19 protein-coding genes and 1 pseudogene are annotated in these 21,102 nt (G+C 46.1%); 15 read left to right on the forward strand and 5 right to left on the reverse strand.

The genetic code is table 11. The features are described from left to right. Window positions 1-116: 116 nt before the first annotated feature. A complete protein-coding gene (gene typA / locus Vt282_RS00350) occupies window positions 117-1,949 on the forward strand; it encodes a translational GTPase TypA (RefSeq protein WP_162047451.1) in 1,833 nt (610 codons plus the stop codon). A gap of 88 nt (window positions 1,950-2,037) precedes the next feature. Then, window positions 2,038-2,574 carry an AAA family ATPase gene (locus Vt282_RS00355; protein WP_162062273.1) on the forward strand — a complete coding sequence of 179 codons (537 nt, stop codon included), beginning with the start codon at window positions 2,038-2,040 and terminating at the stop codon, window positions 2,572-2,574. Here Vt282_RS00355 and Vt282_RS00360 read toward each other — a convergent pair whose 3' ends face one another. Then, window positions 2,575-3,216 (reverse strand): DUF2959 domain-containing protein, encoded by a 642-nt coding sequence (locus tag Vt282_RS00360; RefSeq protein WP_162062274.1) that lies wholly within the window; start codon window positions 3,214-3,216, stop codon window positions 2,575-2,577. It lies immediately after the preceding gene. A gap of 38 nt (window positions 3,217-3,254) precedes the next feature. On the opposite strand from Vt282_RS00360, the gene Vt282_RS00365 reads away from it, so the two are divergent. From Vt282_RS00365 to Vt282_RS00375, 3 genes and pseudogenes are all read left to right on the forward strand, one after another. After that, on the forward strand, window positions 3,255-4,199 hold the full coding sequence (locus Vt282_RS00365; RefSeq protein ID WP_162047448.1) for a virulence factor BrkB family protein: 945 nt from the start codon (window positions 3,255-3,257) through the stop codon (window positions 4,197-4,199). Next, a complete protein-coding gene (dtd, locus tag Vt282_RS00370; RefSeq protein WP_162047447.1) occupies window positions 4,171-4,605 on the forward strand; it encodes a D-aminoacyl-tRNA deacylase in 435 nt (144 codons plus the stop codon). Before Vt282_RS00365 ends, dtd begins: the two co-directional genes overlap by 29 nt. Before the next feature lie 91 nt (window positions 4,606-4,696). Then, window positions 4,697-5,625 (forward strand): annotated as a pseudogene (locus Vt282_RS00375) (bifunctional GNAT family N-acetyltransferase/hotdog fold thioesterase). Here the strand turns inward: Vt282_RS00375 and Vt282_RS00380 are convergent. The 4 genes from Vt282_RS00380 to hslR all read right to left on the reverse strand — a co-directional run bounded on the left by Vt282_RS00380 (window position 5,595) and on the right by hslR (window position 10,942). Then, complete coding sequence (locus Vt282_RS00380) at window positions 5,595-7,565, reverse strand: AsmA family protein (RefSeq protein WP_162062275.1); 1,971 nt, start codon at window positions 7,563-7,565, stop codon at window positions 5,595-5,597. The pseudogene Vt282_RS00375 and the gene Vt282_RS00380 sit on opposite strands and share 31 nt — an antisense overlap. 111 nt (window positions 7,566-7,676) lie before the next feature. Next, the gene (gene pckA / locus Vt282_RS00385) at window positions 7,677-9,305 is read right to left on the reverse strand and encodes a phosphoenolpyruvate carboxykinase (ATP) (RefSeq protein ID WP_162047444.1); all 1,629 of its coding nucleotides are present in this window, start codon (window positions 9,303-9,305) and stop codon (window positions 7,677-7,679) included. 344 nt (window positions 9,306-9,649) lie between these two features. Continuing rightward, window positions 9,650-10,525 (reverse strand): Hsp33 family molecular chaperone HslO, encoded by an 876-nt coding sequence (hslO, locus tag Vt282_RS00390; protein ID WP_162063648.1) that lies wholly within the window; start codon window positions 10,523-10,525, stop codon window positions 9,650-9,652. A 30-nt stretch (window positions 10,526-10,555) separates the two neighbouring features. Continuing rightward, window positions 10,556-10,942: a ribosome-associated heat shock protein Hsp15 gene (gene hslR, locus Vt282_RS00395; RefSeq protein WP_162047443.1), complete on the reverse strand. Its 387-nt coding sequence runs from the start codon at window positions 10,940-10,942 to the stop codon at window positions 10,556-10,558. 231 nt (window positions 10,943-11,173) lie between these two features. Here hslR and gspC point away from each other — a divergent pair, with 231 nt between their 5' ends. Genes gspC through gspL form a run of 10 tightly spaced genes read left to right on the forward strand, consistent with a single transcriptional unit; the run spans window position 11,174 to window position 21,102 of the window. Next, window positions 11,174-12,037 (forward strand): type II secretion system protein GspC, encoded by an 864-nt coding sequence (gene gspC / locus Vt282_RS00400; protein ID WP_232055072.1) that lies wholly within the window; start codon window positions 11,174-11,176, stop codon window positions 12,035-12,037. Window positions 12,038-12,074: 37 nt separating this feature from the next. Further along, window positions 12,075-14,093 (forward strand): type II secretion system secretin GspD, encoded by a 2,019-nt coding sequence (gene gspD / locus Vt282_RS00405; protein ID WP_162062276.1) that lies wholly within the window; start codon window positions 12,075-12,077, stop codon window positions 14,091-14,093. A gap of 2 nt (window positions 14,094-14,095) precedes the next feature. Further along, the gene (gene gspE, locus Vt282_RS00410) at window positions 14,096-15,580 is read left to right on the forward strand and encodes a type II secretion system ATPase GspE (protein WP_162062277.1); all 1,485 of its coding nucleotides are present in this window, start codon (window positions 14,096-14,098) and stop codon (window positions 15,578-15,580) included. Further along, entirely contained in the window at window positions 15,580-16,803 is a 1,224-nt protein-coding gene (gene gspF, locus Vt282_RS00415; protein ID WP_162062278.1) for a type II secretion system inner membrane protein GspF, read from the forward strand. Before gspE ends, gspF begins: the two co-directional genes overlap by 1 nt. 35 nt (window positions 16,804-16,838) lie before the next feature. Beyond that, window positions 16,839-17,285, forward strand: coding sequence for a type II secretion system major pseudopilin GspG (gspG, locus tag Vt282_RS00420; protein ID WP_162062279.1), 447 nt, complete (start codon window positions 16,839-16,841; stop codon window positions 17,283-17,285). A gap of 57 nt (window positions 17,286-17,342) precedes the next feature. Further along, window positions 17,343-17,927 (forward strand): type II secretion system minor pseudopilin GspH, encoded by a 585-nt coding sequence (gene gspH, locus Vt282_RS00425; protein ID WP_162062280.1) that lies wholly within the window; start codon window positions 17,343-17,345, stop codon window positions 17,925-17,927. Next, a complete protein-coding gene (gspI, locus tag Vt282_RS00430) occupies window positions 17,914-18,270 on the forward strand; it encodes a type II secretion system minor pseudopilin GspI (RefSeq protein ID WP_162062281.1) in 357 nt (118 codons plus the stop codon). Before gspH ends, gspI begins: the two co-directional genes overlap by 14 nt. Beyond that, entirely contained in the window at window positions 18,257-18,925 is a 669-nt protein-coding gene (gene gspJ, locus Vt282_RS00435) for a type II secretion system minor pseudopilin GspJ (protein ID WP_232055073.1), read from the forward strand. Before gspI ends, gspJ begins: the two co-directional genes overlap by 14 nt. Continuing rightward, the gene (gene gspK, locus Vt282_RS00440; protein WP_162062282.1) at window positions 18,915-19,925 is read left to right on the forward strand and encodes a type II secretion system minor pseudopilin GspK; all 1,011 of its coding nucleotides are present in this window, start codon (window positions 18,915-18,917) and stop codon (window positions 19,923-19,925) included. Before gspJ ends, gspK begins: the two co-directional genes overlap by 11 nt. Next, window positions 19,894-21,102: a type II secretion system protein GspL gene (gene gspL, locus Vt282_RS00445; protein WP_162062283.1), complete on the forward strand. Its 1,209-nt coding sequence runs from the start codon at window positions 19,894-19,896 to the stop codon at window positions 21,100-21,102. Before gspK ends, gspL begins: the two co-directional genes overlap by 32 nt.

Raw genomic sequence — 21,102 nt, forward strand, 5'->3', positions numbered from 1 at the left:
TCTAGGTTTTTTGCCAAAATCTGGTACATTATGGCCGTTTTTTTAATCAGAAAATGTCGCTAGGGAGCACCCGTTCCCAATTAGGGGCATTTCATTTAATTAAGTGAATCATATCCATGGCTACTCCACAGATTGATAAATTAAGAAATATCGCGATCATCGCGCACGTTGACCACGGTAAAACCACACTGGTTGATAAGCTACTTCAACAATCAGGTACGCTAGAGTCTCGCGGTGAAGCTGAAGAGCGAGTCATGGACTCGAACGACATCGAGAAAGAGCGTGGCATTACCATCCTTGCTAAAAACACAGCAATCAACTGGAATGACTACCGCATCAACATCGTAGATACTCCGGGACACGCGGACTTCGGTGGTGAAGTAGAACGTATCATGTCGATGGTAGACTCTGTACTACTTATCGTTGACGCAGTTGACGGCCCAATGCCTCAAACTCGTTTCGTTACGCAAAAAGCATTTGCTCACGGTCTAAAACCGATCGTTGTAATCAACAAGATTGACCGTCCTGGCGCTCGTCCTGATTGGGTTATGGACCAAGTGTTCGACCTATTCGACAACCTAGGTGCAACTGACGAACAGCTAGACTTTAAAGTAGTTTACGCATCAGCACTAAACGGTTGGGCTTCGCTAGAAGAAGGCGAAACTGGCGAGAACATGGAACCACTATTCCAAACTATCGTTGACCAAGTTGAAGCGCCTCAAGTTGACCTAGACGGTCCACTACAAATGCAAATCTCTCAGCTAGATTACAGCTCATACGTAGGTGTTATCGGTGTTGCGCGTGTAACTCGCGGTACTGTACGTCCAAACCAACAAGTCACTATCGTAAGTGCTGATGGTAAGAAACGTAACGGTAAAGTAGGTACTGTAATGGGTTACCTAGGTCTTGAGCGTCACGATATCGAACAAGCAAATGCTGGTGATATCATTGCGATCACAGGTCTTGGTGAACTTAAGATCTCTGACACTATCTGTGATGTAAACTGCGTTGAAGCAATGACTCCGCTATCTGTTGATGAACCAACAGTAACGATGACATTCCAAGTAAACACGTCTCCATTTGCAGGTAAAGAAGGTAAGTTCGTAACTTCACGTAACATCCTTGAGCGTCTACAAAAAGAGCTAGTACACAACGTTGCACTACGTGTTGAAGAAACTGATAACCCAGACCGTTTCCGCGTTTCAGGCCGTGGTGAGCTTCACCTATCTATCCTGATCGAAAACATGCGTCGTGAAGGTTTTGAGCTAGCAGTATCTCGTCCAGAAGTAATCATCAAGCGTGATGAAAACGGCAACCTTGAAGAACCGTTTGAAACTGTAACTATCGACGTTATGGAAGAAAACCAAGGCGGTATCATGGAAGCTATCGGTCTGCGTAAAGGCGAACTGACTGACATGTCTCCAGATGGTAAAGGCCGTGTACGTATGGACTTTATGATGCCTTCTCGTGGTCTAATTGGTTTCCAAACTGAGTTCATGACACTGACTTCTGGTTCTGGTCTTCTTTACCATACATTTGATCACTACGGTCCACACAAAGGCGGTACTATCGGTCAACGTAACAACGGTGTTCTAATTTCGAACGCAACTGGTAAAGCACTGACTTACGCACTGTTCAACCTACAAGAGCGCGGTCGTCTATTTACAGAGCACGCTGACGAAGTATACGAAGGTCAAGTAATCGGTATTCACAACCGTTCTAACGACCTAACAGTAAACTGTCTAAAAGGTAAACAGCTAACGAACGTACGTGCATCTGGTACAGATGAAGCGCAAGTACTAACTCCAGCAATCAAATACACGCTAGAGCAAGCACTTGAGTTCATCGACGATGACGAACTAGTAGAAGTAACACCAGCAAGCATCCGTATCCGTAAGAAACACCTTACTGAGAACGATCGTAAGCGCGCTTCTCGCGAAGCAAAATAATTAGTCGCTAGTCGATTATGGAAAGGCTCTGATTCTTATCAGGGCCTTTTTTATATCTGCGTCATCGCGGTATTTGGAAGGAAAATAGATGTTACCGATCATTATTACAGGTGGGCCAGGTGCGGGCAAAACCAGTTTAATTAACCAATTAGCTGGGCAGGAGTATCAGACTTTTGATGAAGTTTCTCGTCGATTGATTGAGCAACAAGCAAGTATAGAAAACGGTATTTTGCCATGGAATGATTTACCGGGTTTTGCTGATTTATGTTTGACCCATATGAGCGAGCAAAAGCAACAAGCATCGCTGCATAATGTGGCGTTTTTAGATCGCGCAATCCCTGATATTTGCGGTTATTTAGCTCAAGCAGAATTGGATATTGATGCGCGGTTTACTGAGGCGAGTTCTGGTTATCACTCTCAGGTCTTTTTCTGTCGCCCTCATCAAGCTATTTATGTGCAAGATGACGTTCGTCCTTATCCATTTGATGGGGCGTTAGCGATTCATGAGGCGTTGGTGGCGATTTACCAGCAGTTGGGTTATCAAGTGGTGGAAGTGCCTTGGGGGACGCTTGAAGAACGGGCTGCGTTTATTGAGAGCGCGATTGCGCCCTCAATAGAAAGGTGATTACTTGGCTTGCAACTGATTGAGGAACTTATCTGACTCGTTAATGGCTTGGTTCATTTGCTTGATCGCCTGTTCAATTTCGTTCTCTAAGCTAACAAACTCACCTTGAAGCGAGCCAATCGCGCTGGCGTTAAGGTTGTGTTTTAAGAACAGAGTATTGTCACGCAGAGCATTAAGCACAGGTGTCATGCGCTGTTCTGCACGCTTCATTGCTTTGATCATGGTGTTGTAAGAAGCACGAGTCTCACGTAACTTTTGCTCACTTGAACGACGTAGCGACGCATTGGTATAGAGATCGAGCTCGTCTTGCCACTCAGCAAATAGCGCTTCAGAGACATCTTCAATCGAGTCAATACGATCACTTACTTCTTGCGCTGCGCTTTCACTCGCTTCATATTTATCATTGATTTGCTCGTACATGGTTTCAAGTTCGCCGCCGTCAAAGTTGGTTAGGGCTGACAGCGCTTCTAGTGCACTGGTAAACTCTTGTTGTGCCTCTTGTTGTGACTCTTTGGCTTCTTCAACTCGGTCAACCATGATTTCACGTTTATGTACGCCGACTTTTTCCATCGCTGCATAGTAAGTGGATTCACAGCCAGTTAAGCTGGTAAGGGCGATCAATATCGCGATGATATAAGGCATTTTTTCAGTCCCAGTGACAATCAATAATAGTAATTAGGATGAATCAGATGGTAGAGAGATACAAGTTGAAAATAGTGACGGTGGTGAAGCCCGTGACTCAATTTGCGCGCTATCTCTTAACGCGTACATCTCATGACAGAATTAACGTCAATGCGGGTTATCTTGCCTACATTACTTTGCTGTCGATAGTGCCAATGCTGACCGTGTTGTTGTCAGTGCTTTCTTCGTTTTCAGTGTTTGCTGATGTTGGCACTGTTATCCAAGACTTCGTGATCACGCATTTTGTGCCAACTGCGGGTGATGCCGTCAAATCTGCACTGCTCGAATTTATTAGTAATACCGGCAAAATGACGGCCGTGGGCGGCGCATTTTTGTTCGTCGCGGCGTTGATGCTGATCTCTAACATCGATAAAAACCTCAACTACATTTGGCGAGTGAAGAAGAAACGCCGCGCGGTGTTTTCTTTTTCAATGTATTGGATGATTTTGACGCTCGGACCGATTTTGGTTGGGGCAAGTATTGCCGTCTCGTCTTATGTTACCTCGTTAAAGGTGATGGATAACCAGGTGCTATCGACGGCTTATGATTTGGTGTTACGTTGGTTACCATTAATTTTGTCGTTTTTGGCTTTTGTCGGCTTGTATATGCTGGTTCCCAACAAAAAAGTGCAACTTAGCCATGCAATGATAGGTGCGATAGTTGCGGCAGTATTGTTTGAGCTGAGTAAAAAAGGCTTTGCTATGTACATTACTCAGTTTCCATCTTACCAGCTGATTTATGGTGCTTTGGCCACGATTCCGATTCTGTTTATCTGGGTCTACTTATGCTGGCTGATTGTGCTGGTGGGTGCTGAAGTAACGGCTGCGTTGGGTGAACAAGAGCAATGGAGCGGACAAGCAGAAGTGGTACACTCGGTAGCAGAATATCGAGTGAGTAATCAAGAAGGAAGTCAAAGTGATAGCTCTGATCCAAAGAGTGAGTGAAGCCGCCGTTCGAGTTGATGGTGAGATTGTGGGTGAAATTGAGCATGGTCTTTTGGTGCTCTTGGGCGTCGAAAAAGACGATGATGAAGCCAAAGCCAAACGTTTAATGGAGCGTGTCACGACATATCGAGTATTCTCTGACCATGAGGGAAAAATGAACCTCAATGTCAAAGAGGTCGAAGGTAAAGTTCTGGTCGTTTCGCAATTCACTCTCCCTGCAGATACCAAAAAGGGCACTCGTGCCGGCTTTTCCCGTGGCGCGCATCCGACAGATGCCGAGCGACTTTACGATTATTTTGCCGACCAATGTCAGCAAGTACTGCCGACAGAGCGTGGCCGTTTTGCCGCCGATATGAAAGTATCGTTAGTCAATGACGGACCGGTGACTTTTTGGTTGCAAGTCTAGTCATGGTGCTGTGAGCCAGGCGATAAAATAGGAACTTGTGCAGTATGGCGCTGCCAAACCCAAAGATGGGTGTAAATAAAAAAGGATTTTTATGTTCAAGCTGATCACGCCGAAACAGAAAACCAGCTCAACAAATATTATCAGTTTCGTTGGCAAATGCTGCGTGAGCCATGGCGAATGCCACTAGGCTCTGAGCGTGATGAGTTTGACAGCATGAGCTTTCATCGCATGATTGTCGATGGTCGAGGACGACCCATGGCGATTGGGCGACTCTATGTGACCCCAGATCACGAAGGCCAAATTCGCTTTATGGCGGTAAAAAGTAATCGCCGTAGCAAAGGCATGGGATCGTTGATTTTAGTGGCTCTAGAGTCATTAGCACGCCAAGAAGGGGTGAAGCGTCTGGTGTGTAACGCCCGTGAAGAAGCAATTGCTTTTTATCAAAAAAATGGGTTTGAACGTCGCGGTGAACTGACCGATCAGCGTGGCCCGACCCGCCACCAACAAATGGTGAAGCCACTCGACCCCCTCGCCAATGTGCTGCGTAAACCCGATTGGTGTACCGAGCTACAACAGCGTTGGGAAGCGCAAATTCCGATTGCCGACAAAATGGGCATCAAAATTAACCAATATACAGGTTATCAGTTTGAGTGCAGTGCGCAGCTCAACCCCAACCTCAATCCTCACAATACTATGTTTGCGGGTTCTGCTTTTACCCTTGCAACGTTAACCGGCTGGGGCATGACTTGGCTGCTGCTTAAAGAACGCGGTTTAGAGGCCGACATTGTATTGGCAGATAGTCGTATTCGTTATCGCCACCCTGTGATGCAAAACCCCGTCGCGCAAAGCTCTCTCGATGGCATTAGTGGTGATCTTGACCGTCTCGCCAATGGCCGTAAAGCCCGTATCGTCATCCATGTCACCATCTATAGTGGCAGCCGCGCAGCTGTCGAGTTTATTGGCACCTATATGTTGTTACCGAACTATAATCAGTTACTAGGCTCGACAGTCGAGTCTTGATTCACCACCACTTCAGGGGCTACCGTCTTCGATTCAGTTTGCTGTGGTTCAGGTGTCGGCGATTTAGGTAATGGCGAGCAGATGTCGCTGAGTTGGTATACTTTTGCACTTAAATCGGTTTGTAACTGCTGACAGTTATGCTGAGTTTGCAGTAACAACGTCGTCAATGCTCTGTTGGCCAAATCGATCTTACCGGCCAGTTGCGTTGGCGCTGAATTCTCCGATGAATCAATGGTAATTCGACCACGGTCAGCATTTAGCGTGACATCATCAATCGAAAATGGTTGTTCGAACGATGGTTTGTGTTGTGTATCTCCTAAGCTGAGGTAGCCTTCCCGCAAGGTCAGTTCAGCTTGGCCGCTCAGAGAATGTGACAACATCGAAAAATCCCCCGCCAAACCCGATAACTGAGCATGTATATCACTCACCCATTTCATTTGCAGTGGTTGAGGTTGGGTGTCTATTTCAGTCTGTAATGGCAAGCCATCAATCGTCACGTCCAGTTTCCATGGTGCACTGAGCGGTTTTTTATCCCATTGTCCTGACGCTTCGATATAACCACTTTCTAGCGGTAAAAACAGTCGATCTAATTGCCACACTTGTTTTTGATTACTCATTTCTATAATCGCCTGAGTAGTCAGATAGTTATTATAGCTGGCGCTGTTGGCAGTGAGTTGAACTTTGCCGTGCCATAAGCCCCAGCGGCCATCGTGTTTTAAGCTCAAATCATTACCTTGGGCGTTGAGTCCAGAAATTTGCCAAAATGGTTTTTGAGCCAGCTGAATCGCTTGTGCGTTATTAATGTCTAGCTGTGCAATATCCACTTGCTGAAGGCTTTGCCCCCAATCTTCCAGCTGTGTGAGTTGTGAAGTACTGATATCGAGCCACTTTATCCCAGATAGAGAGACATTTTTTAGCTCAACTTGATGTGGTGAATAACGCCCTTGCAGTTGAATACGACCTTGTTGCCAGTCACTATCAAGTTCGGCAATGCCGATTTGATTTGGTTTGAAATAGAGCGTCGCGGAAGGCTCGACAAATTTTTGTTGCTGATAATCGATGCTATCAGCATCAAATGAGAGATAGCTATTCGATTGCTGCCATAAGCCTTGAGTGAGTTGCCAGTTTTCTAAAGAGAGGTCGAGATTTTGTAACTCGAGATCTTGATAGTTGATATTGCAGTTGAGTAAATCAAGGCTGTTGATGTCACGAATCCAAGCAGAGGGATTGAGTTCGGTAAGCCAATCGAGTGGCTGGTCAGCGTCTGAGAAATTCAATTGTTTGATGGTGACATTAATTAATGACCATCCTTGGGGGTAGTGCTCTGCCTGACCGGAAATCTGCGCGCCATTCCAGTTAAACGATGCGCCGTAAACGGTACTGTTAGTTGGTTTGTAATCGATATCAAATAGCACGTTGTCGAGTGCTTGGCCGTGTAAGTACACTTGTTCAGAGGAAAACTGAATATCACCAAAAGGTATCGCTTGCTTGGTTTGCCATTGCGGATGAGTAATTTGCAGCTTCACTTGGCGGGCAGAGATTTCTCCCCAACTAAGATCGCTGTAATTGAGAGCGAGTTGTTTTGTTTCCAGTGGTAGCTGACTCAATAGGCTGGTGTCGCTTAAATTGAGATTCGCCTCTTCGATAACCAATGCATCGAGTTGAAGCTTGTTATTGCTAGGTAAGCGAGAGCTCAACCACACATTAACTTTCGGTAGATAGATTTCGGATTCTTGACCAATCGTCACCCCTTGCAGAGATAGCTCTAAAGGAGCGTGATAAGTGGCTTGTTCAACCTTGATTTTTTGTCCTGTAGAGGCCAGTAGTTGATTGACGATAGGCGTTGCGTAATGAGTATGCATCGCGGCAAACAAAGCAACGATTGCCACTAGCGCAATTACCACGATGCTAACCAATAGATAGCCGATTCGTTTAATCAAAGTTGTTACCTCAGAGGATGCAATAGAATTGATTTTGTAAGCAATTTAACTTAGCTGCAATAAAAAAGCCCCTCTTTCGAGGGGCTAATATTCAGAATCAAGCCACTGTCACTAATCTAGTTGAGGACCAGCTGCAATCAGTGATTTGCCTTCGGCGTTATCAGTGTACTTGTCAAAGTTGTTGATAAAGCGCTGCGCTAGGTCTTGCGCTTTGCTTTCCCACTGTAGTGGATCAACATAAGTATCACGAGGATCTAAGATTGAAGCATCAACACCTGGTAGTGAAGTTGGTACTTCTAGGTTAAAGATCGGAATGTGTTTAGTTGGTGCTTTTTCGATAGAACCATCAAGGATTGCATCGATGATACCGCGAGTATCTTGGATAGAGATACGTTTGCCGCTGCCGTTCCAACCCGTGTTCACTAGGTAAGCTTCAGCGCCTGCTGCTTCCATACGTTTCACTAAAACTTCTGCGTACTTAGTAGGGTGTAGCGTTAGGAACGCTGCGCCGAAACATGAAGAGAAGGTTGGTGTTGGCTCTGTAATGCCACGCTCAGTACCCGCTAACTTAGCAGTGAAGCCAGATAGGAAGTGGTACTTAGTTTGCTCTGGAGTCAGTTTCGATACTGGAGGTAGAACACCGAATGCGTCAGCAGATAGGAAGATGACTTTATTCGCATGACCGCCTTTAGAAACTGGCTTAACGATGTTTTCAATGTGATGGATTGGGTAAGAAACACGCGTGTTTTCTGTTTTTGAACCATCATCAAAGTCGATAGAACCATCACGACGTACCGTCACGTTTTCTAACAGTGCATCACGGCGGATTGCATTGAAGATATCAGGCTCAGCTTCTTTTGATAGTTTGATGGTTTTCGCGTAACAACCACCTTCAAAGTTGAATACACCGTCGTCGTCCCAGCCGTGCTCGTCGTCACCGATTAGAGCGCGCTTTGGATCGGTAGATAGCGTTGTTTTACCCGTGCCTGATAGACCGAAGAATACCGCAACATCACCTTCTTGACCCATGTTTGCACTACAGTGCATTGATGCGATGCCTTTAAGAGGAAGGAAGTAGTTCATCATTGCGAACATACCTTTCTTCATCTCACCGCCGTACCAAGTACCGCCAATAAGTTGCGTGCGCTCAGTTAGGTTGAAAACAGTAAAGTTTTCAGAGTTCAGACCATGCTCTTGCCATTTTTCGTTTACGCATTTTGCGCCATTCATTACTACGAAATCTGGTTCAAACGTAGCTAGTTCTTCTTCGCTTGGGCGAATGAACATGTTTTTCACAAAGTGAGCCTGCCATGCAACCTCTGTGATAACACGAATGCTTAGGCGTGTATCAGGGTTAGCACCACAGTAACCGTCAATAACAAATAGGCGTTTGCCTGAAAGCTGAGAAGTCACTAATTGTTTTAGGTCATTCCATACTTCTTGATTGATTGGTTTGTTATCGTTTTTAACCGCGTCAGAAGTCCACCACATGTGTTCTTCAGTAGTCGCGTCTTTCACGATGTATTTATCTTTAGGTGAACGACCCGTAAAGATACCAGTGTCAACAGCAACAGCGCCAAGCTCGGTAACGATACCGCGCTCATAGCCTTCTAGGTCAGCACGAGTTTCTTCTTCGAACAACATTTCGTAGCTAGGGTTGCGAACAACCTCCTTTACGTTGTGAAGTCCGTGTTTTGTTAGATCAATTACTGCAGCCTTTGTATGTTCCATAACGGTCATAGGTGCTCCTTGTGATAAGTTTTGTAGGGATTTTGTAAGAATGTTTTAATTTTTTATCTGCTTCCATGCTAGCAACGGACCTAAGATAAAACAGGGATATAGTTCAAAAAATATCCACGATTTTTCAGGGGTTTTAGGTGATTCGTCACATATTGGTTTGACTATTTTATCGCGGCAGTAAAGTGGTGCGCCAGATCAATATTATTATTAATGCTTAGAAATTAAGTATAGCGTGCGGCCTTGTGGATACAGGGTTTTGTGGGATTTGACTCGAAAAAAAAGCCAGCGAGAGGCTGGCTTCTTTAACAAATTGCCAACTTGCTTGTTGGCGAAAAATAATACAATTAATGCATGGTGTTATTGCTGTTGTTAGCCTGCAGATAAAGCTCAGAGACTTGGGCAGAATCAAATGAATATGTTGTGCCGCAGTAATCACAATGTAAAGAAATCAAGCCTTCTTCGGCTAAGATCTCATTTACCTCTGCTTGGTCGATAGTAATGATTGCAGCCGCGCTACGTTCACGTGAGCAGCCACAATGAAACTCTACTGGTTGTGGGTCAAACAGACGTACTTTTTCTTGGTTGTATAAACGGTAAAGCAGTTCTGACGCTTCTAGGCCGAACAGCTCTTCGTTCTTAACCGTATTGGTCAGTTGCTCTAGGTGCTCAAAGTCATCCGCAGAACCAGTACCATCAGGCATAACCTGAATTAGCATACCTGCTGCATGTGCTTTGCCTTCAAACTCGCCAGTACGAATCCATAGACGCGTTTTTAGCTGTTCCGAGTTGGCAAAGTAGTTCTCAATGATTTGCGTTAGGTTGTCGCCTTCAAGGCCTACAACGCCTTGGTAGCGCTCGCCTTTTTTAGGTTCGATGGTGATCACTAGGTAACCTTTACCCATCATATCGTGCACGCTTGCATCATCAGCGATGTCGCCTTCCCAACGAGCGACACCACGGATTTTTTGGTCATGATCGCCGTTGATTACTGCTAGCGATACTGGGCCATCACCTTGTAGCTGCATGGTAATTGAGCCTTCAAACTTCAGTGTTGCTGTCAGTAGAGAGGTAGAAACCAATAGCTCGCCAAGTAGCTTTTGTAGCGCTACAGGGTATTCTTTGCTGGCAATAATGCGTTGATAGGCTTCATCCAGTTGCACCATTTCGCCACGTACTGATAGTTCTTCAAATAGGTAGCGGTTTAAAACATTGTTCTTGATTACAGTATCAGTCATTTTGGATAGTCCAACTCATTGGTTTTTAAACTTAATTAGATCGCGGCGCTGTTTCTTGTCTGGGCGGCGTTCTGGGCTTGGGTTGTGTGCGTTGAGTTTGCGTTGTAGAGCGTGTTGTTCGCGTTTAACAATGCTTTCTACCGTTTCGCTGTAGAGGGTTTGGGCTTCTGGCGCACCTCGACGTTGATCGGATACTTTCTCAATGGTCACCGTCTTTTCTTCATTACCTTGTCTTAAGGTAATAACAGCACCGAGCTCGACAATTTTGCTTGGTTTGCTTCTTTGACCATTATAATGAACTTTACCGCCATCAACCATATTTCGTGCGATCGATCGCGTTTTGTAGAAACGCGCGGCCCATAGCCATTTATCCAATCTAACTGCTTCTGTTGGGGAACTCATTGCGTTCTCTGCCCTCTAAACTCGCTTGAATATCGCTCTTAAAATGGTGATACGGTGCTCAATTTTCAAGTTTGTGGTTAAAAAATAATTAACTTGAGGTTGTGTGGGAATCTTTTACCTGTAGCACCTATATATACTTTGTTAGAATAGTGGGTTATTGGTCGAGTGTTGGGTAGCATGGTTATCTAGCCTATTCGGCCCAATTGGATTTATAAATTTCAAGGAATTACCGTGAAGTCGCTTCATTCAAGCTCTTTAATCCTTCAAAAGCTGATGACTCACCAAACTCGTTTAAGTGCGCTGGTGACATGTATTCTTTTATTGCTTACGGCTTGGGTTTTGGGGCGATTTATTTGGTTTCCCTATCAAACCTCTGCGGTTGCGCCGTGGCAGCCTAATACCACATCAAATACCGCGAGCGCAGAGCCGCAACTTGATTTGGCCGGGCTATATAACAGCCATCTATTCGGTGAATATAAAGCGCCTGTGACCGTTGTTGAGCAACCAAAATTACAAGACGCACCCAAGAGTCGGTTGAACATCGTGCTGGTGGGGGTGGTCACCAGTTCTGACCCGCAAAAGAGTTTGGCGGTTATTTCTCAAAGTGGCAAACAAGCGACTTATGGGGTTAATGAAACGTTTGAGGGTTCACGAGTCAAACTGGTTCAAGTACAAGCCGATCGCATTATTGTTGATAATGCAGGGCGCAATGAAACCGTCATGCTCGAAGGTCTAAAGTACACCAGTCCCAAACCTAGCCAATCCGTTACCACGCGTGATGTTAGCCCAGCGCAGCTTGAGCAAATTCGTAATGAAATTGCTGCCGAGCCAAGCAAGATTTTCCAATATGTCCAAATGTCTAAGTATGAAGTTGACGGCAAGATCGAAGGTTATCGTCTTCGCCCTGGCAAAAGTCGTGTGTTGTACGACTCGGTGGGTTTAAAAGATGGCGATCTTGCTACGCATCTTAATGGGCAAGATTTACGAGACCCTGCGGCTATGACCCAATTGATGGCAATACTGCAAGATCTGACAGAACTAAATTTAACCGTAGAGCGTGATGGACAACCCTACGATATCTATATCGCATTGTAATACGCACCACGAATTATCCTGTTGAGGAGCAAAAAAATTGAAACATTGGCTTAAAAAAAGCGCATGGATTTTGGCTGCATCGTTAGCCGCATCGCCAATGGCAAACGCCAGCGATTATAGCGCCAGCTTTAAAGGCACGGATATTCAAGAGTTTATTAATATCGTTGGTCGTAACCTTGAAAAAACCATCATTGTTGAGCCTTCAGTGCGCGGCAAAATTGATGTGCGCAGCTACGATACGCTGAATGAAGAGCAGTACTACAGCTTCTTCTTAAATGTGCTGGAAGTGTATGGCTACGCCGTGGTTGAAATGGATAACGGCGTTTTAAAAGTCATTAAAGCCAAAGACGCGAAAACATCGGCGGTTCCGGTTGTGGGTGATGGCCACGTGAAAGGCGATGAAGTTGTCACGCGTGTTGTTGCGGTGCGTAATGTTTCGGTACGTGAATTGGCGCCATTGCTGCGCCAGCTCAACGACAATGCGGGTGCAGGTAACGTCGTTCATTATGACCCAGCCAATATCATTCTGATCACTGGCCGTGCTGCGGTGGTGAACCGTCTTGCTGACATCATTAAGCGTGTTGACCAAGCGGGTGATAAATCCATTGAAGTGGTTGATTTAAAAAATGCTTCTGCAGCAGAAATGGTGCGTATTGTTGATGCGCTGAATAAGAGTAGTGACAATAAAAACACCCCAGAGTTTTTACAACCTAAGCTGGTGGCGGATGATCGTACCAACGCCGTATTAATCTCTGGTGATCCACAAGTTCGTTCGCGTCTGCGCAAGCTGATTCAGCAGTTAGATGTGGAAATGGCAACTCGTGGTAATAACCAAGTGGTCTACCTCAAATACGCCAAAGCGGAAGAATTAGTTGATGTGCTGAAAGGCGTATCAGACAACTTGCAAGCAGAACAAGCCGCAGGTGCAGGCAAGCCGAAATCATCGGGTAATGAGGTCGTGATTGCCGCTCACCCGGCAACGAATGCACTTGTGCTGACCGCGCCACCGTCAATTATGACGGCATTACAAAATGTCATTGCTCAGTTGGATATTCGCCGCGCACAAGTATTGATTGAAGCGTTGATCGTTGAAATGGCCGAGGGTGATGGTATCAATCTTGGTGTGCAGTGGGGCTCTCTAGAGACTGGCGCAACTATTCAATACAGCAATACAGGCGCGCCAATTGGTCAAGTTCTCGTTGGTTTGGAAGAAGCTGAAGATCAAACTACGACAGAATATTACTTTGATAGTAATGGTAATCGAGTTCCTACTACGGTGACTGAATCTGGTGATTACAGCACCCTAGCGTCTGCTCTGTCAGGGGTAAACGGTGCGGCAGTCAGCTTGGTAATGGGTGATTGGACAGCGTTGTTAACGGCAGTGTCTAGCGACTCTAACTCCAATATTTTGTCTTCACCAAGTATCACCGTAATGGATAACGGCGAAGCGTCATTTATTGTGGGTGAAGAAGTGCCCGTTTTGACAGGCTCGACGGCGGGTTCGAACAACGACAATCCATTCCAAACCGTGGATCGTAAAGAAGTGGGTATCAAGCTAAAAGTGGTACCACAAATTAACGAAGGTAACTCAGTACAACTGAACATCGAGCAAGAAGTATCGAACGTGTTGGGTGCCAACGGTGCGGTAGATGTGCGTTTTGCTAAGCGTCAATTGAATACTTCCGTGATTGTTGAAGATGGCCAAATGATCGTGTTGGGTGGTCTGATTGATGAGCGTGCGCTTGAGAGTGAATCGAAAGTGCCAATTTTGGGTGATATTCCAGTATTGGGTCACCTGTTCAAATCAACCAGCACACAAGTTGAGAAGAAAAACCTGATGGTGTTTATCAAGCCTACGATTATTCGTGATGGCGTGACAGCGGATGGTATTACGCAGCGCAAGTACAACTTTATTCGTGCGGAACAGCTGTACAAATCTGAGCAAGGTTTGAAGTTGATGGATGATAGCCATATTCCTGTATTGCCAGAGTTTGGTAAGGATCGCCAACATCCAGCCGAAATTCAGGCGTTTATCGATCAAATGGAAAGCAAATAATCATGGTAGTTGAGCCGATGAGTGCCTATCGACGTTTGCCATTTAGCTTTGCCAATCGTTTTAACTTAGTGTTGGAGCAAGGAGAGGCAGGGCTTGTCCTCAATTATGTGGCGCCTTTGTCACTTGAAGCTCTGCTGGAAGTTCGTCGAGTGTTGGCCGCAAGCTTTGTAACTCAAGCGGTAAGCAAAGACGAGTTCGAACGCAAGCTAACTCAAGTGTACCAACGTGACTCATCGGAAGCGCGTCAATTAATGGAAGACATTGGCGCAGATGAGGACTTTTTCTCCTTGGCAGAAGACTTGCCACACGATGAAGATTTGCTGGAATCGGAAGATGATGCGCCGATCATCAAATTGATTAACGCCATGCTTGGCGAAGCGATCAAAGAAGGTGCATCGGATATCCATATCGAGACGTTTGAGAAAAGTTTGTCGATTCGCTTCCGTGTTGATGGCATTTTGCGTGATGTATTGTCACCAAGTCGTAAACTCGCACCGCTGCTGGTTTCGCGCGTTAAAGTTATGGCGAAGCTCGATATTGCCGAAAAACGAGTACCACAAGATGGCCGTATTTCATTACGTATCGGTGGGCGAGCGGTGGATGTGCGTGTTTCGACGATGCCTTCATCGCATGGCGAGCGAGTGGTGATGCGTCTGCTCGATAAAAACGCGACACGTCTTGATCTGCATAGTTTGGGTATGAAACCTGAGATTCATCAGCAGTTCCGCAAAATGATCGAGCGCCCACATGGCATTATTCTGGTTACTGGCCCAACGGGTTCCGGTAAATCGACCACCCTGTATGCGGGTTTGCAAGAGCTTAATAGCAATGAGCGCAATATCCTGACGGTGGAAGACCCAATTGAGTTTGATATCGACGGCATCGGTCAAACCCAAGTGAACCCGCGTGTTGATATGACTTTTGCGCGCGGTTTACGCGCTATTCTTCGTCAAGATCCAGATGTGGTGATGGTCGGTGAGATCCGCGACTTAGAGACTGCACAAATTGCGGTACAAGCCTCGCTGACGGGCCACTTGGTCATGTCGACATTGCACACCAATACCGCTATTGGTGCGATCACGCGTTTGCGTGATATGGGTATCGAACCATTTCTGATTTCTTCTTCGCTGCTTGGTGTCTTGGCACAACGCTTGGTGCGTACCTTGTGTTCCTGTAAACAAGCTTATTCGGCCGATAACGCGCAAAAAGCTTGGTTTGGTTTGGCGGCGGATCAAGAGCTGACACTGTATAAACCGCATGGTTGTGATAAGTGCGCTGGTAAAGGCTATCGTGGCCGAACAGGTATTCATGAATTGTTGGTGATTGATGAGCAAGTGCAAGAGCTGATCCATCAAGAAGCGGGTGAACAAGCGATTGAACGCGCGATTCGCCATACCATCCCTGCGATTCGTCAAGATGGTTTAGACAAAGTACGTCAGGGCATTACTTCCCTTGAAGAAGTGCTGCGAGTTACGAAGGAAAGCTAATGGCGGCGTTTGAATACAAGGCGCTCAATGCCCAAGGTAAAGCTCAGAAAGGGGTGATGGAAGGTGACAATGCGCGCCAAGTCCGCAGCCGTTTGAAAGAGCAAGGTTTAGTCCCGGTTGATGTGATTCCAACTCGCAGCAAAGCCAACACTAAATCGGAGCCTTCGGTGCTTACCTTTAAGCGTGGTATCAGCACGCCAGACTTAGCGCTGATCACACGTCAATTGTCGACGCTTGTGCAATCAGGCATGCCCTTGGAAGAGTGCTTACGTGCCGTTGCCGAACAATCGGAAAAAGCACGCATTCGTACCATGATGGTGGCGGTGCGTGCGAAGGTGCTTGAAGGTCATACATTAGCTGACGGTTTTGCTGATTACCCGCATATCTTTGATGAACTGTTTCGCTCGATGGTGGCGGCCGGTGAGAAGTCGGGCCATTTAGATACGGTATTAGAACGCTTAGCCGAGTATGTGGAAAATCGCCAAAAGATGCGCAGTAAACTGCAGCAAACCTTGATATATCCGGTGGTCTTGGTGGTGTTTGCGATTGGTATTGTGGCGTTTTTGCTTGCCTCTGTGGTGCCAAAAATTGTTGGTCAGTTTATTCAAATGGGCCAAGAGTTGCCATTTTCGACTCAAGTGTTATTAGCGGCGAGTGACTTTGTTGGGCACTGGTGGCTACATATCTTTATTGCGATTCTTGCATTGGTTTACTTGTCCCGAGTGGCGTTGTCGAAAGCGAGTGTGCGATTGAGTTGGGATCGCAAAGTCATACATATGCCGGTGATTGGCAAAATTGCTCGCGGTCTGAATACGGCGCGCTTTGCTCGCACGCTGTCTATCTGTACTTCAAGCTCGATTCCTATTTTGGAAGGGATGCGGGTTGCGGTCGATGTGATGTCAAATCAGTTCGTAAAACAGCAAGTGTTGCAAGCGGCTGATCGTGTCCGTGAGGGCAGCAGTCTGCGCAAAGCTCTTGACCAAACCAAGCTGTTTCCACCAATGATGCTGCATATGATTGCTTCCGGTGAACAAAGTGGTGAACTAGAAAGTATGTTGACGCGAGCGGCGGATAACCAAGACAGTAACTTTGAATCTTTGGTGAATATTTCACTGGGCATTTTTACCCCGTTGATGATCGCACTAATGGCTGGCCTGGTGTTGTTTATCGTCATGGCAACCATGATGCCGATTTTAGAAATGAATAACTTAATTAGTGGTTAATACACTAAGTGCTGTAGTGCTATTGGAGAAAAATAATGAAACACTCACGCAGTAAAAAACAATCTGGCTTTACTCTATTAGAACTGATGGTGGTCGTTGCCATTCTTGCGATTCTTGCCAGTGTGGTTGCCCCTAACTTACTCGGTAGCAAAGATACTGCGGCGCAGAAGAAAGCAGCAGTAGATATTAAAGCGTTAGAGACGGCGCTCGATACTTATCGTTTAAATCACAATGTTTACCCTACAACAGACCAAGGTTTAGAGGCATTGGTTACTGAGCCTAGCAATCCAACGCCAAAGAACTACCCGCAAGATGGTTACATCAAGCGTCTACCACAAGACCCATGGGGCAACGATTATCAATACCTAAGCCCTGGTGACAAAGGAACGATTGATGTCTTTACCTTTGGTGCCGATGGTCAAGAAGGTGGTGAAGGCGTGAATGCCGATATTGGCAACTGGAACCTACAAGATTTCCAATAACGACTAGCAATATTATCAGTGGCGGCTTTGGCCGCCACTTCTAGCTCAGTGATTACGATGTCAAAAAATGCCGGCTTTACGCTTTTAGAACTACTGCTTGTTATCACCATTATTGCCTTTAGTGCGTCAATGGTGGTGTTTATGCTTCCAACCAATCAAAGCGATGAGGCCAAACAACAAGCGAATGTGCTTTGGCATCGCATGCAACTTTTAAGTGAAGAAGCATTGCTTAGCGGGCGTGATTATGGCTTGCGAGTGGATACAGAAAAAAAACGTTATTACTTGCAGCAGCTCGATTCCCAAGGCTGGCAACCCCTGCAATTAGAACGCATGCCTTACGAAAATGACATCAGCCAAGATTTAACTTTAGAGTTCCAACTTGGCGGATCGGTTTGGCAAGATCAGCAGCGTTTGTTTGAACCCACATCGCTCTTTGATGAGGAGATGTTTGCGGAATTTGAGGATAAAAAAGTTCTTCCTTTGCCACAAGTTTTCTTGATGTCGAGCGGAGAAGTCACACCATTTTCTATTGCCATTTATCCTAAAGGAGAAAAGCCAGAGCAATCAGCTTGGCACCTAGTGGCAAAAGAAAATGGAGAGTTGCTATTACTGGCGCCTGGAGAGACGGATGAACAGCAGTAAGCGTGGGTTTACCTTACTCGAAGTGTTAGCGGCAGTGGCTATTTTTGCCCTTTCCGCGATGGCACTGATTCGCTCCGTGGGGCAGCATGTGAATACGCTGACCTTAATGGAGGAAAAAGCGTTTGCAGCGATGGTGGTGGATAACCAGATGGCCAAAGTGATGTTAGACCCGCAAGGGCTAAAAACTCAAAGTGGTAAAGAGACGTTGGCGGAGCGCGAGTGGTTTTGGCGAGTCAAAACCGTAGCGACGCCTGGTGGGTTAATTCAGGCTTTTGATGTTGAGGTTGCACGCTCGGTCAATGGCAAAGCGATTGCGTCGGTGAGAAGTTATGTACCGAAATAAGCGTAGCCTAGTGATAAAACCGATGTACAAAAAAACGCTGGGCTTCACCTTACTGGAAGTGCTGGTCTCGATGGCTATTTTTGCATTTTTGGCCATTGGTGCGCAGCAGGTATTGAGTCAGATCTATCGTAGTGACCAAGTCTCTTTGCAGCGAGGTGAGCGACTAAAAACGTTGCAGCGTGCCATGGTATACATGGATAACGACTTTCGCCAGATGGCTCTTCGTCAGATGCGTACCAATGGTGAAGAACCCAGTGAGCAATTGTTGCTTTGGGGTGATGGTGTTCTGGATTCTGATCTAAAGGGCGTAATGTTTGCTCGTCGTGGTTGGCTTAATCCGGCGCAGCAGTTTCCTCGAGGAGAGGTAACTAAAGTTGGTTATCGCGTTAAGGACCAAGTGCTGGAGCGCGTGTGGTGGCATTACGCTGATACGCCGGTTGGTCAAGAGGGCATGGTAATGCCACTGATGGACCAAGTGGAACAATTTGATATGCGCTTTTGGGATGGTGAAGCATGGCTTCGTTCTTGGGATAAACCATTGGCCTTGCCTAAAGCGGTGGAAGTGCGTTTGATGCTGACTGACTACGGTGAAATATCGCGAATTTATTTAACTGGTGGCGGCTCTTTAGCCGCAGGAAGTCGTGATGATAGTTAAACAACGCGGTGTCGCATTACTAGTTATTTTGATGTTGTTGGCGATGATGACGGCTGTCGCGGCGACTATGTCTGAGCGCTTGTTCGGGCAATTTAAACGTTCAACGAATCAAATTAATTATCAGCAAGCTTATTGGTATGCAATTGGTGCAGAAGCTCTTGCTATTAAAGGCCTGGAGGAGAGTTATCGTGATAGTGACACGATTAACCTATCCCAACCTTGGGCATTGGAAGAGCAAAGCTACCCGCTTGATTATGGCACCTTGAGTGGCAAACTGATTGATCGCCAAGCGTGTTTTAATCTGAATGGTTTAATTGAGGCTAATGCTGCAAATAATAGCCAAGCGGTGCCCTATTTAGTCACCGCGTTGCAGTCGTTATTGAAAGAAATCGGAGTGGATAGCTATGAGGCAGAGATTGTGGCGCATTCCGCTTGGGAATTTGTTGACCGCAACAATGTCGTGGATTCAGTGACTGGTGTGGAAGATAGCCAGTATGAGTCAATGTCACCAGCTTATATGGCGCCCAATAGCGCCTTAGCCGATGAAAGTGAGTTTCGCGCTATCAATCAAGTATCTGGTGAGGTTATGCAGTTGGCTCAACCTTATTTGTGTGCGCTGCCCACCACGGAGTTCCGTCTCAATGTGAATACTATTTCGGTTGATCATGCGGTGTTGCTATCTGCATTGTTTAGTGAGCAACTGAGCGTCGAAAACGCGAGAAAAATTTTAGAAGACCGCCCTTTTGATGGCTGGAATAGTGTCGATGACTTTTTAGCTGAGCCTCAGCTATCGAGCTTAAATGATGCGATAAAGAATCAAGTAAAAGCCTATCTCACCGTGGATAGCGCATATTTTGAATTGGACGCGCAAATAGTAGTGCAACAATCGCAAGTGCGAATTCGTAGTTTACTGTTTAGCGAAAATAGGAAAACTGCAACGGTGATCAGCCGTCGCTTTGGAGGAATCGGTGAGCGAGAGCTTAATCGTTCGACTGAGTAATAATCGCCAGGCCAGCACACAGTGGTTAGTTTGGTCTGATAGCCTGCAACAAGTTATCGCTAGCGGTGAGTTGAGTGCGGAGCAGAGTTTATCTGAACTTGAGCAATATGCAGAGCAGCGTAAAACGTATGTGTTGCTGAATTGCGCCGATGTACTGCTAAAACAGGTGAGTATTCCAGCTGGTGGTGTGCGTCAGTTTGATTCGATGTTGCCGTATTTAATTGAAGATGACGTCGCACAAGACGTTGAGGCATTACATTTCACCGTACTGGCAAAACAGGGTGACCAAGCGTTTGTTGCTGCCGTTGATAAAGCTTGGCTGAAAAATCAATTAGAACAGCTGACTCTGGCAGGTTGCCAAGTGGTCAAAGTGATGCCAGATGCCCTCGCATTACCTCAAATTGACGGTATTAGTGCGGTTGAAATTGCAGGCTATTGGTTGCTGAAAAAATCAAGTTACCAAGCGCTTGCAGTGGAGTCTGATTGGTTGGCGATGGTTGCGCAGTCTGATTGGGTGAAGCAGGATAGCCAGTGGTTATCACTCGAGGCGTATTCTACTCTACCTGAGCTTGCATTGGCGTCAGAACAGCACTGGCAACAAGTGCAACCGCATCTAGTGATGCAATTGCTTGCCGAAGGTGCCTTGAGCAGCAAAATTAATTTGTTGACGGGTGAGTTTAAGTCGAAATCTTCATTAATTAAGCACCTAAAGGTATGGCGCAATGCGGCTATTGCTGCTGGAGTGTTGCTGGTGGTGCTATTTGCGCAATATTTTGTTCAAGCCCAGCAGGCCGAACAACAAGCCGATGTCTATCGCGCTGAAAGTGAACGTATTTTCCGTAGTGTGATGGCTAAAAGTAAAATCCCCACGACCAGTTACCTCAAACGTGAGATGGACAATGAAGTGAAGCGTCTATCCAATGGCGTTGGTGAAGATTCTGTATTGACGTGGTTGGTGGCGTTGCCTGTTGCCGTGAAAAACGTGGCCAATTTTGAGATCACTGCGCTGACGTTTGATAGTCAACGCAAAGAAATTAAGCTCGAAGCACGCAGTAAAGACTTTCAGGCATTTGAGCAAGCGCGTAGCCAATTAGAGCAACAGTTTGTTGTCGAGCAAGGCCAGCTGAATAAATCGAAGGGCTTTGTGACTGGCAGCTTTGTCTTGAAGCAGCAGTGA

Source organism: Vibrio taketomensis, assembly GCF_009938165.1.
GTDB classification, from domain to species: Bacteria; Pseudomonadota; Gammaproteobacteria; order Enterobacterales; family Vibrionaceae; genus Vibrio; species Vibrio taketomensis.

Excerpts from the sequence above, each read along its gene's own strand:
- typA (WP_162047451.1), top strand. The coding sequence starts at position 117 with ATGGCTACTCCACAGATTGATAAATTAAGAAATATCGCGATCATCGCG.
- Vt282_RS00355 (WP_162062273.1), top strand. The coding sequence starts at position 2,038 with ATGTTACCGATCATTATTACAGGTGGGCCAGGTGCGGGCAAAACCAGT.
- Vt282_RS00360 (WP_162062274.1), bottom strand. The coding sequence starts at position 3,216 with ATGCCTTATATCATCGCGATATTGATCGCCCTTACCAGCTTAACTGGC.
- Vt282_RS00365 (WP_162047448.1), top strand. The coding sequence starts at position 3,255 with ATGAATCAGATGGTAGAGAGATACAAGTTGAAAATAGTGACGGTGGTG.
- pckA (WP_162047444.1), bottom strand. The coding sequence starts at position 9,305 with ATGACCGTTATGGAACATACAAAGGCTGCAGTAATTGATCTAACAAAA.
- hslR (WP_162047443.1), bottom strand. The coding sequence starts at position 10,942 with ATGAGTTCCCCAACAGAAGCAGTTAGATTGGATAAATGGCTATGGGCC.
- gspE (WP_162062277.1), top strand. The coding sequence starts at position 14,096 with ATGGTAGTTGAGCCGATGAGTGCCTATCGACGTTTGCCATTTAGCTTT.
- gspF (WP_162062278.1), top strand. The coding sequence starts at position 15,580 with ATGGCGGCGTTTGAATACAAGGCGCTCAATGCCCAAGGTAAAGCTCAG.
- gspG (WP_162062279.1), top strand. The coding sequence starts at position 16,839 with ATGAAACACTCACGCAGTAAAAAACAATCTGGCTTTACTCTATTAGAA.
- gspH (WP_162062280.1), top strand. The coding sequence starts at position 17,343 with ATGTCAAAAAATGCCGGCTTTACGCTTTTAGAACTACTGCTTGTTATC.
- gspI (WP_162062281.1), top strand. The coding sequence starts at position 17,914 with ATGAACAGCAGTAAGCGTGGGTTTACCTTACTCGAAGTGTTAGCGGCA.
- gspJ (WP_232055073.1), top strand. The coding sequence starts at position 18,257 with ATGTACCGAAATAAGCGTAGCCTAGTGATAAAACCGATGTACAAAAAA.
- gspK (WP_162062282.1), top strand. The coding sequence starts at position 18,915 with ATGATAGTTAAACAACGCGGTGTCGCATTACTAGTTATTTTGATGTTG.